The following is an 11,374-nucleotide window of genomic DNA, read 5'->3' as shown; positions in this document are numbered from 1 at the left end:
CCGACAGGACTGGACGCCGGATGAGCATGAGGAACTTGACGAGCTTCTCGGAGCCGTGAAGGAGGCGGGCATCCGGGCCAGGGAGAGAATGGAGATTCTCGAAGACCTTGGATCGCGATCCGGTGAACTTGCCCGTATCGATTATGACTTCCTTTATGACGAAACCCGCCATCTGTCGGCTATCGGCTACAATGTCAGCGAAAACCGGCGGGATGCGAGTTTCTATGATCTGCTGGCTTCAGAAGCGAGACTCGCAAGCTTTGTCGGGATCGCCCGGGGACAATTGCCGCAGGAGAGCTGGTTTGCCCTGGGACGCCTCCTCACCACCGCTGCCGGAGAGCCCATTCTTCTTTCCTGGAGCGGCTCCATGTTCGAATACCTCATGCCGCTCCTCGTCATGCCCACATATGAACGGACGCTCCTCGATGAGACCTGCAAGGCGGTCGTGGCAAGACAGATCGAGTATGGAAAAAAACGCGGCGTGCCCTGGGGTGTTTCCGAGTCCGGGTATAACACGATCGACGGTCACCTCAACTACCAGTACAGCGCTTTTGGCGTGCCCGGCCTGGGGCTTAAACGCGGGCTCGCCGGCGAGATGGTCATTGCTCCCTATGCCTCGGCGCTGGCGCTCATGGTGGCGCCCGAAGAGGCCTGTCTCAATCTCGAGGAACTCGCTGCCCGGGGCTTCGAGGGGAAGTACGGTTTTTATGAAGCCATTGATTATACCCCGGCCCATCTGCCGCACGGACAATCGAGCGCGGTGGTTCGGTCTTTCATGGCCCATCACCAGGGCATGAGCCTCCTCGCTCTTGCCTTTTTGCTCCTCGATCGGCCCATGCAGAGGCGATTCGAATCAGAACCCTCATTTCAGGCAATTACTCTTCTGCTCCAGGAGCGGGTACCGAAGGCCACGGCATTCTATTCACACACCACCGAGCTTGCCGAGGTGCATACAATCTCACATGACGTGGAAGAAATGCCGATACGCGTCTACACGAGCCCCGACACGCCGGTGCCGGCGGTGCAATTGTTGTCGAACGGCAGATACCATGTGATGATCACAAATGCGGGCGGCGGCTACAGTCGCTGGAGGGACCTGGCGGTGACACGGTGGCGTGAAGACAGCACCCGCGACAACTGGGGTGCGTTCTGCTATATACGTGATATGGCAACGGGCGTCTTCTGGTCGACAACGTATCAGCCCGTGCTTCAGGCTTCCAAGCGGTACGAGGCAATATTCTCGGAGGGCCGCGCGGAGTTTCGCCGACGCGATCACGACCTTGACACCCATACGGAGATTGCGGTTTCACCTGAGGATGATATAGAATTGCGCCGGATCACCATCACCAACAGGGCGCGGACACGGAGAACCATTGAGGTAACGAGCTATGAGGAAGTGGTCCTTGCGCCGCCTGTCCAGGACGAACTGCACCCGGCTTTCAGCAGTCTCTTTGTCCGGACCGAGATAGTCGGCGGGCAAAATGCAATACTCTGCACGCGCAGGCCCCGCTCTTTTGAAGAACAGTCGCCATGGATGTTCCATCTCATGACTGTGCACGGAGCCAGGAGCAATGAAGTATCCTATGAAACCGACCGTATGCGGTTTATCGGCCGGGGGAACACGATTGCCGACCCGGAAGCGATGAGGGGTTTATCCAGCCTCTCGGACAGTGAGGGCTCGGTGCTCGATCCGATCGCATCGATCCGTCATCAAATTGTTCTCGATCCCGACAGATCGGCGACCATCATCATCGTTACCGGTATGGCCGAAACCCGTGACGCCTGCCTGGGCCTTGTCGGGAAATACCAGGACCTGCATCTCGCCGACCGTGTCTTTGACCTGGCATGGACCCATAGCCAGGTGCTGCTGCGGCAGATCAATGCCACGGAAGCTGACGCACAGCTTTATGGACGCCTTGCCGCCTCCATCATGTTTGCCAATCCGTTGTTGCGAGCCAGTTCAGCGGCCCTCATGAAAAACCGCCGCGGCCAATCCGGCCTGTGGAGTTACTCCATTTCCGGCGACCTTCCCATCGTACTGCTGCAGATCGAAGACCCGGCGAATATCAACCTGGTGCGGCAGCTTGTCCAGGCCCACGCGTACTGGCGTCTCAAGGGACTATCGGTGGAGCTGGTGATCTGGAACGAAGACCATGCAGGGTACCGGCAGCTTCTTCATGACCAGATCATGGGGCTCATCGCTGCGGGCACGGAGGCCAATGTGACCGACCGGCCGGGCGGGATCTTCGTGAGACCTTCCGACCAGATATCGAAAGAGGACCGCATTCTGTTCCAGACCGTCGCTCGCGCCATTATTACCGACCGCAAGGGAACTCTCGCAAACCAGTTGAAGCGTCGGAGCTTTCCCGAAAGCACATTGCCGGCGCTTGTCCCGACCCGGGCCGCAAAAGGCGATGTCCCGCCAATAGAGGCAGAGCTTCGTCAGGACCTGATCTTCGGTAACGGATTGGGAGGGTTCACTCCCGATGGCAGGGAATATGTCATCTCGACTTCCCGCGGCCAGGTGACACCGGCGCCGTGGGTGAATGTGCTGGCGAACCCGCTTTTCGGAACCGTTGTTTCGGAAAACGGTCTTGCCTATACGTGGAGCGAAAACGCCCATGAGTTTCGGCTGACCCCCTGGTACAATGACCCTGTCAGTGATTCGAGCGGGGAAGCCTTTTATATCCGTGACGAGGAACGCGGCCACTTCTGGTCCCCCATGCCGCTGCCCAGCCGCGGGGCCACACCTTACGTTACGAGGCACGGGTTTGGCTACAGTGTCTTTGAGCACAACGAGCGCGGGATCGGGACCGAGGTGTGGGTGTACGTTGCCCTGGACGCCGCCGTCAAGTTTACCGTGCTGAAGGTGCGCAACACGTCGGGGCGGCCGCGGATGCTTTCGGCCACGGGATATGTGGAATGGGTGCTGGGTGATCTGAGGCCCAGATCGGTAATGCATACAGTGACCCGGATCAGCCCTCAAAGCGGGGCCCTGTGTGCGAATAACCCCTACAACACTGAATTCGGCAGCCGGACCGCCTTTTTCAACGTCGATGATGCAACCCGGACCATGAGCGGCGACCGCAAGGAATTCCTCGGGCGGAACGGAACGCCTGCAACTCCCGCCGCCATGGCGAGGTTGCGGCTTTCCGGCAGGGTGGGGGCCGGTTTGGACCCATGCGGAGCGATACAGGTGGCTTTTGAACTGGCGGACGGCGAAGAGCGCGAGGTCGTCTTCACCCTGGGTGCAGGTCGGGACGGCGATGATGCCGACGATCTGTCACGTCGTTTCCGGGGGCCCGCGGCAGCGCGGGAGGCCCTTGAAAAAGTGTGGCAGTACTGGAACCGCACCCTCGGGGCAGTTCAGGTGGAGACGCAAGACCCCTCCATCAACGTCCTTGCCAACGGCTGGCTCCTGTACCAGACCATTTCGTGCCGTCTCTGGGGGCGCAGCGGTTTTTACCAGTCAGGAGGCGCCTTCGGTTTTCGTGACCAGCTGCAGGACACAATGGCCCTTATCCATACGGAGCCGCAGCTCGTGCGTGAGCACCTGCTTCTGAGCGCTTCGCGACAGTTCGTGGAGGGCGATGTGCAGCACTGGTGGCATCCACCCGCGGGCCGGGGTGTGCGCACCCGCTGCTCCGATGACCTTCTCTGGCTGCCATTGGCGGCATGCCGCTATGTCCTGACCACCGGGGACACGGGAGTGCTGGATGAACCCGTCCCATTCATCAAAGGGCGCGCCGTCAACGCCGAGGAGGATTCATATTACGACCTGCCCGGCAGATCGGAAGAAAACAGAGGTCTTTATGACCACTGTGTCCTTGCTATCCTCAAGGCCCTCAGGTTTGGCGAACACGGTTTGCCGCTCATCGGTTCCGGCGATTGGAACGATGGCATGAATATGGTGGGTAAAGACGGCAAGGGAGAAAGTGTCTGGCTCGCATTCTTCCTCTATAAAGTGCTCATGAGCTTCACTGAGGTTGCGGGCATTCACGGGGACATGCTCTTTGCCGAATACTGTGAGAAGGAAGCGGACACGTTGAGCCGGAATATTGAGGAGCATGGCTGGGATGGCGAGTGGTATCTCCGCGCCTTTTTTGATGACGGTACGCCGCTGGGTTCATCGGCCAACGCCGAATGCCGGATCGATTCCATTGCGCAGAGCTGGTCTGTATTGTCCGGGGCAGGGGGCACCGAGCGCTCGCGCATGGCAATGGAGGCGGTGGATAAGTATCTCGTTCGCCCTGACCACGCGTTGATCCAGCTCCTCGACCCGCCCTTCGACAAGTCGGACCTCGACCCGGGCTATATCAAGGGGTACGTCCCGGGGGTCCGGGAGAACGGGGGGCAGTACACGCATGGGGCCATCTGGGCCGCCATGGCTTTCGCGGCAATGGGTAACAGCGCACGGGCCTGGGAACTCCTTACCATGATCAACCCCGTGAATCATGGAGGATCGGCCAAAGGAATAGAAACATACAAGGTGGAGCCCTATGTTGTCGCAGCCGACGTATATGCGGTCACGCCCCACACGGGCCGGGGCGGATGGACATGGTACTCGGGGTCCGCGGGATGGATGTACAGGTTGATAGTGGAATCGCTGCTCGGGTTGAGGCTCGAAGTGGACAGGCTATATGTCGAGCCCTGTATTCCAGACGATTGGGAGGGCTTTACGGTGCATTACCGGTACAGGGAGACGGTCTATCACATAAAGGTGGCGCAGGGACACGAGGGCGAGGCAAGAGCGGTTATTGATGGAGTTGAACAGGAAGGTGCGTCGCTTCACCTTGTCGATGATCATGTGGACCATGCGGTGGAAGTGCTGGTGTTGAAAAAGAGTGGCTGAACCCGGACTCAGTCCCTTATTCTAGTAGAAAAGCTCCGCAACCTTTTTCAGCATCTGGTAACCATAGGCAACATGGTACAAATGTCCCTGGCCGTCAAGCAGGTTGATGCGGACATCTTTCGCTTTTTTCGCAAGATATTCGCTGAATCTCGGTGGGACGAACTTGTCTGATGTGCCGTGAAACACCTCGATGTGGATATCGATGTCCGAAAGATCGAATCCCCACTGCCTGTAAACCGTCTGGGCGTCATAGGCGGGGCCTCTCGATCCATGGCGAAAGAGTTCCTGGTAATCGCGCATGAGCAGGTACTGAAAATCGGGCAGGTTGAAAATGTCCTTGTCGGCCGGACACAGGCTGGAGTCGAACATCTTTACGAATGATTTTGGGTTTTTCATCGTCTTCTGCATCATCCCAAGCACCGAAAACGGCACCCTGAACAGGGCGAGCGGCAGACGGGTTCCCAGCCTGGCATAGAAGCGGTCCATCGTGCCGAGGTGCTTGAGCATTTCCAGGTCGCTATAGACCGGCATGGCGCAGGCCAGATCCACAACACAATGGAGGCGATCGGGAATGGCAAGAGCGCTGGCCATGAGGGTGGGTCCGCCGCCGGAAATGCCAGCAGCCCCGAAGGTGGCGATTCCGAGATGGTCGGCCAGGTCGGCCATATCCCGTGCATATTCAAGGACGGTCCACCCGGCGCGGAAATCCGACTGAGCGACTCCGGGACGGTCCGGCGAGACGATTCTGAAGCCGTACCTGAGAGCGGGCTTGTGAAGGAGCATGGCGTGCACATGCGAACCTGTGCCGTGATAGAAGAAAATGGGCCGGCCCTTTGGATCCCCGTACTCATGGAATGCGAGCCGTGTTTTCTGTCGGGTCTCGTAAAATTGGACATCCTTCTCAAGCTCTTCGATCTCGAGCCGGGAAAGTATGCTCAGTTCATTCCCGTCGCTGGTCATCTCAGTCATAATTATTGTCCCATTAAACACGGGGGGGCGAAGGCGGTTACCGGTATCTGCCTTTGCCCCTCCGCAGGTTTTTTTTTGCGCTGGCTATTATCTGCCCTTCAATGATCCGTTATCGTTCCAGATATCTGAATAGTTCGAGGCGTTGTTCAAGGTCGTCCATCTTGACGTACCTTTTTTTGGATTGCAGTAGCATCCCAGCGTGGTGCCCACCATCCTGCAGCACCAGCAGGACCTTTTATAAGAACCCACGTTCGGGAGATTGACGCCGGTGCAGTCGAGTGTTCCGTTGCAGTTCGCAATATCGCCCCCGTTAGTTCTGCACTGATTGGCGTTGTTGAGCTGCGTTGTATTCCACTTGCCGTTCATCTTCTTGCAGCTTGCACTGGTTATCCTGTCTGCATTAGCGTTGTAATAAATGCTCTTGCATGTCTTCTTGTAGCTGCCGTTGGGCGCGTCGGCGCTGTAAACATAATTCGCTCCGAACACGGAGACAGCAACGAAGCAGAGTATGGTCAATGAGATCTTCCACAAGTTACTGTACCCTTTCCTTGCATCCTTCATAAGTGCCCTCCGAAATGGTTTTACTTAATCATTCTCCTGGACGGATAATATGTCAAGGTATTTGTACCCCGCCAGGTTTGAAAAGTCGGCGGTTTTCTTCTTGTCATGCAGTTTGTTTTATCCGAAAATAGGGAAGGCCATATGACGACAATTTGGAGGTGGAGTGTGCGGAAACGAAGCGTATCGGTCCTGATGGGTATGATAGTTGGCGTTTTATTGGCGGCATCGGCGGCACTATCGGCGGATAATGTCCCTGCCAGGCTGACGAATATGTTCTCTGAAAGCTGGGCCGGCTACGAGATTCGGTATCCTTCCGGCTGGGGTCTCGAAAGGCCCGACAAGGTGACGGTGCTCTTTGCGGGCCCCAAAGGAACCGATGACTATTTCACGACCGTGACCCTCCAGAACGTCGCCTCGGTGAAGTATGGCGGCGTCCACCAGAATGTGGGTTCACTGGTCACAAATCTCAAGGAGCAGTTCACGAAGAACGACCCAAAGACGAGGTTCTTCAACGAGAAAACGTTTCCTTTCACATCCGAGGAGGGTACGCCGGTAAATGCGATCACCTTTGGGGTCACCTATACGTTGCAGGGAGAGAAATTCCAGCAATGGGCCGTCGTCATACCCCGCGCGTCGGACCGGGTCTACCACGTCTTCTTCTATACATCCCCCGCCCGGCTATACGACAGGAACATAAAGACTGCCTACGGCATGCTGCAGAGCCTCCGGCTGATCAAGGGAGGCAAGTAGCGAAAACCGCAAACAGCTCATCCCATGTTTTTTTCGCAGTGGACGGGACCGGCCCCTTTTTTCTTGCATCCGGGCGGTGATTCGTGGAAAATGAGTCTACAGCACAAATTCAAGGTGGAACCAAAGAAGAGGAGGGACTCCAATGAAACTATTTGCGTCGTTAGCAGTGTGTGCACTCGTGTTATGTTTCTGTGCCTGTGAGACCATGGGGCCCACTCGACGGCCCGCTCAGCAGCCCGCTCCCCAGGGGCCGGCATTTACCTGCGAGAAGAGGAGCGTTGTGCCGGTGAGGGCGAAGGCGCAGTACAGCGATGACTACGGGACGATGATGACGAGCGACGCGGCGGCGCTTGCCACCCCTGCCAGGAACTACCGCTGGGGCATCAAGAACTCGAAGACCCTGTCCCGGGCCTACTTCACCTTCTACGTCAGGCCCGGGGGCAGGTATAAGTATTTCGGGACAAGTATATACATAGACAGGGGCGTCAAGGCCCCCCTGACCTTTGTCTTCAGGAACAACGACAGGAATGGGGAAGTCCTGAAAAGCGTGACGGTCTATCCGGGCCAGACGGTAGATGTCGACGTAGAGATCACGGGCCTCAGCAGGGTGCACGTCCGGTCGGAGCTCAGGATCAACCACGACAAGGCGGAAAAGATCATCGTCGGCGAACCGGAGTTCTATAACTGTAAATAGAGACGCCGGAAGACCGCTTGAATAACTTGAGCGGTTTGAATAACCTGAATAGCCTTGAATCGCCTGACAGGCTGTTGATGAGGCCCTCTCTGTCCGGACCTGATCCGGGATCCAGAGGTTTTTCTGACCCCAAAAGTTCCACCCTGGAGGCCAAAGACAGACCCGCCGTTTACGCTCGGCTGCAATATGATCTTCTCGTTGTGGACTATTAGATATAATATGTTATAAAGTAATACAGGAGGTGCGGAATGGGAAAGAACATATCCGTGTATCTGCCTGATGAACAAATCAACTTCATCAATGCCCAGAAAGAAGGCGCGAGCCAGGTTATCCAGCAGGCTATCAACCTTGTAATGAAAGCGGGCAAGGATAGGTCGGGTTATGGCGACGTTGCGGCCGCCGCCGCGGAGATAGGGCGAGGCAAAGGCCTCAGCGATGCCGTAAAGTCCTGGCAGGCCGACAGGGATGAGGACCGATGGTAGGTCTGGATACGGGTTACTTCATGGGGATGATGCTGGGAGATAAAGGGATCCTCGAACACTGGGAGGGCCTTAAAGAAAAAGAGGCCGTGCCCTGTGTGTCCGTTCTGACCCTGGGAGAGATCCTTTACCTTACCATACGGATAGGCAAACCGCAGCAGGGGAAAAAGATGGTCGAGGGCATGGAAAAGACATGCACAATACTCGACGTGGACAAACCGGTGGTGGAAAGAGCGGCCTCGTTGAAGGGCGGATACGGCACGCCCTATATAGATTCCATCATCATCGCGTCCTTCCTTGAGAACGGGTGCAGCGAGATCCACACGAAGGACAGAAAACACTTCGGAGCGGTGAAGGACAAGAGAACAAAGATCGTTGTCTGGGAGTAGGAAGAACAGCTTGAACCGCTTGAGCAGCTTGAGCGCCACAGAGGCAAGAGGGCGGCTTTAATCGCTTTATTCTCTGAACTCTTTCCGGACCTTGTGGAGTGCTAAGGGGATATGCTTCCTGTAGACGAGGGGGACGCTCTTCGAAAATTAAAAATCGACCAGGTTGCTGGCCCGTGCGGTTTCTCGTCCCTTTTTCAGCAGGTAGCTCACAGCGGGCTCAGTGATTCGATAACGTAGAGCCAGTTGCCTGGAAGCCGTCCCGAGAAGCTGCACGGCTAAAAAGCGAATGATGCTTCTCGCCTCAACAACCTTTCTTTGTCGTCCTCCCGTCGCGAGATCATTCTCGGTGATGCAATATAAAGCAGGGTTATCTGCGTCTTTTGAACTTTTGAAGAGCGCCCCCCCTTACCTCATTCTGGATTAAGCTCTCCTTTCTAACCGGACGTGCCGAAAGATTATAACTTGTGCGTTATATAACATCCGTGTTATGATTCGGAATGGGTTGGACGGTTGAGTATTACCGGGATTCCCGAGGCAAAGAGCCCGGAGCGGATTTTATTGATTCTCTTCCCACGGAAACACAGGCGAAAGTGCTCAGAACTGTGGAGTTGCTAGCCCGTTACGGTGTCCTCCTCAAGGAACCCTATTCGCGGAGAATAAAGGGCAAGCTAAGGGAACTGAGGGTTGTTGACCGGCACGGACACATTCGCGTTCTCTACTTCACCTACACGCAAGGCAGGTTTGTTATTCTCCATGGGTTTCTCAAGAAATCCGGCAAGACACCGAGGCGGGAGATAGAGATCGGCGAAAAGAGAATGAGTGATTTTATACAAAGATGTGGAGGTGGCCAATGACGAAAGGCAGATTACTGAAGGAACACATCTCTGAAAAGATGAAGGAGCCGGAATTCAAAAAGGCATGGAATGACCTCGATGCGGAGTTCAATATCCTTGAAATGGTGATCAAGGCCCGGGAGGAGGCAGGACTCACGCAGGAGGAGCTTGCCCGGCGCATCGGGACAAAGCAGCCGGCCCTCTCGCGGCTCGAAAGAGGAGGATTCCAGAAGGCAAAGATCGAAACGCTGATGAAGATAGCGAAGGCATTGAATGTCAAACTGACCATACAGTTTCAGTCAAAAGATGCAGGCACGAAAACCAACCGATCGAAGGACCAGAAGAGGGCTTGAACTGCTTGAATGGCTTGAACCGTTTGACAGGCTGTTGATAAAGGTCTCTTTTCGTCATCCCGGACTTGATCCGGGATCCAGGGGTTTTTTAGAAACCGGAACACCTTCATCCAGTTGACCAACGTCTCCCGGTCATACTTTCTATCAACAAGCTCCATAAAGAGAGTCCGCATGATGAACCTTGAAATATCAAGCCCAAACTATGATTGTTCAAGGAAGTGTTTCCGGCAAACCAAAATAAAGATATATCTCACGCCCGCTCCTCTCAAGCCCGCAGAGGTTTTGGAGAGAGCTTCAAAGGAATTGCGGCCAGATCGCGAAGCCTTCCACGATCCGTCCGCCCTTGCATCCGGTCTTCGACGGGAGGGTAAAGCACGTTCTTGGTTGCGGTTGAAATTTTGTGCTCTCGTTTTGGCTTTCCGGAAGTAATATCCCGGAAACAGGCCATCCAGAAACGCTGCCTGTTTAACATTGAATGGGGCCGTGATATAAGGGTATATGAAGAAGGTTAGTAAGAAGGATAAAGACGAACTTCGTCCGGAGTATAAACTGTCAGACTTTCCGAAAGGACTCGTTCGGGGGAAATATGCTGAGTCTTATCCCGAAGGCGTCACCGTCGCTCTCCTCAGCCCCGATGTCCCAGGGGCTTCCTTCGCTTGACAGCCATTGGGCTGTTTGCTAGCATGTAGGCAACCGGAGTGCCTGGGCTATGGTGGATGAAAAAAGTATTTACGATTTCAGTTCTCAGATCGCGCGGAAATTTCGTCCCGAGAAGATCATCCTTTTTGGTTCGTACACGCAGGGCACCGCAACGGATGATTCCGATGTGGACCTTCTGGTCATCCTGCCTTTCGAGGGCAAACCCATCAGGAAGGCCTCTGAGATACTCAGAAAGACCAGGCCTCGCATACCCGTGGAACTCCTCGTTCGCACGCCCGAGCAGGTCAAAACCAGGCTCGCGCTCAACGATTATTTCCTCCATGAAGTGATGAACAAGGGCAAAGTCCTGTATGAATCCCCTCACCGGTGAATGGATAGAAAAGGCGGAAAATGATTTCGCCACCGCCGCCCGCGAAATGCGGGTTCGCAAGCGGCCAAATTACGACGCCGTGTGCTTTCACTCCCAGCAGTGTGTCGAGAAATATCTCAAGGCAATACTTCAAGAGAACAACATCGCCTTTGGGAAGACCCATAATCTCGTGATTCTTTTCGAGCTGTTGCTCCCCCTGGAACCTTTCTGGGAGGGGATGAGACCGCAATTGCAGATACTGAACGGCTACGCGGTGGAGGTCAGGTACCCCGGCGAGTCGGCGGACAAGACGACCGGGAAGGATGCATTAAAGCTTTGCCGGATGATACGGGCAGAAGCCCGCTCGTTACTGGCCCTGCACGATCCCTGATATTCTTGCCAAACCAGGAAGGGGGCCCTCTAATGGGTGACCCCGTAACCCTCATAACGTCTGAAGAATGACCATTCTTTTGTGCCGAAACGCC

Annotated in this window: 11 protein-coding genes; 9 read left to right on the top strand and 2 right to left on the bottom strand. The window is 55.6% G+C overall.

Annotated elements, in window-relative coordinates; translation table 11 throughout:
* Positions 1-4,852: glucoamylase family protein (locus PHC90_13460; protein MDD3847351.1), on the top strand; the 4,852-nt coding region annotated here is incomplete at its 5' end.
* 21 nt (positions 4,853-4,873) lie between these two features.
* Here PHC90_13460 and PHC90_13455 read toward each other — a convergent pair.
* A complete protein-coding gene (locus tag PHC90_13455) occupies positions 4,874-5,821 on the bottom strand; it encodes an alpha/beta hydrolase (GenBank protein ID MDD3847350.1) in 948 nt (315 codons plus the stop codon).
* Between the two features lie 87 nt (positions 5,822-5,908).
* Entirely contained in the window at positions 5,909-6,382 is a 474-nt protein-coding gene (locus PHC90_13450) for a hypothetical protein (protein ID MDD3847349.1), read from the bottom strand.
* 141 nt (positions 6,383-6,523) lie between these two features.
* Here PHC90_13450 and PHC90_13445 point away from each other — a divergent pair, with 141 nt between their 5' ends.
* From PHC90_13445 to PHC90_13410, 8 genes are all read left to right on the top strand, one after another.
* Positions 6,524-7,132 carry a hypothetical protein gene (locus PHC90_13445; GenBank protein MDD3847348.1) on the top strand — a complete coding sequence of 203 codons (609 nt, stop codon included), beginning with the start codon at positions 6,524-6,526 and terminating at the stop codon, positions 7,130-7,132.
* Positions 7,133-7,274: 142 nt separating this feature from the next.
* Entirely contained in the window at positions 7,275-7,826 is a 552-nt protein-coding gene (locus tag PHC90_13440; GenBank protein MDD3847347.1) for a hypothetical protein, read from the top strand.
* Positions 7,827-8,074: 248 nt separating this feature from the next.
* The gene (locus PHC90_13435) at positions 8,075-8,308 is read left to right on the top strand and encodes a hypothetical protein (GenBank protein ID MDD3847346.1); all 234 of its coding nucleotides are present in this window, start codon (positions 8,075-8,077) and stop codon (positions 8,306-8,308) included.
* The gene (locus PHC90_13430; protein MDD3847345.1) at positions 8,302-8,694 is read left to right on the top strand and encodes a PIN domain-containing protein; all 393 of its coding nucleotides are present in this window, start codon (positions 8,302-8,304) and stop codon (positions 8,692-8,694) included. The genes PHC90_13435 and PHC90_13430 overlap by 7 nt, the downstream gene beginning before the upstream one ends.
* A gap of 497 nt (positions 8,695-9,191) precedes the next feature.
* The gene (locus tag PHC90_13425; GenBank protein MDD3847344.1) at positions 9,192-9,548 is read left to right on the top strand and encodes a type II toxin-antitoxin system RelE/ParE family toxin; all 357 of its coding nucleotides are present in this window, start codon (positions 9,192-9,194) and stop codon (positions 9,546-9,548) included.
* Entirely contained in the window at positions 9,545-9,880 is a 336-nt protein-coding gene (locus PHC90_13420; protein MDD3847343.1) for a helix-turn-helix transcriptional regulator, read from the top strand. The genes PHC90_13425 and PHC90_13420 overlap by 4 nt, the downstream gene beginning before the upstream one ends.
* A gap of 709 nt (positions 9,881-10,589) precedes the next feature.
* The gene (locus tag PHC90_13415) at positions 10,590-10,910 is read left to right on the top strand and encodes a nucleotidyltransferase domain-containing protein (protein ID MDD3847342.1); all 321 of its coding nucleotides are present in this window, start codon (positions 10,590-10,592) and stop codon (positions 10,908-10,910) included.
* On the top strand, positions 10,891-11,280 hold the full coding sequence (locus PHC90_13410) for a HEPN domain-containing protein (GenBank protein ID MDD3847341.1): 390 nt from the start codon (positions 10,891-10,893) through the stop codon (positions 11,278-11,280). The genes PHC90_13415 and PHC90_13410 overlap by 20 nt, the downstream gene beginning before the upstream one ends.
* Positions 11,281-11,374: the final 94 nt, after the last annotated feature.

This window comes from Syntrophorhabdaceae bacterium, from assembly GCA_028698615.1.
Lineage (GTDB): Bacteria > Desulfobacterota > Syntrophorhabdia > Syntrophorhabdales > Syntrophorhabdaceae > Delta-02.
The sequence above is the reverse complement of the archived record's forward strand: the minus strand, read 5'-3'. Positions and strand labels throughout refer to the sequence as shown.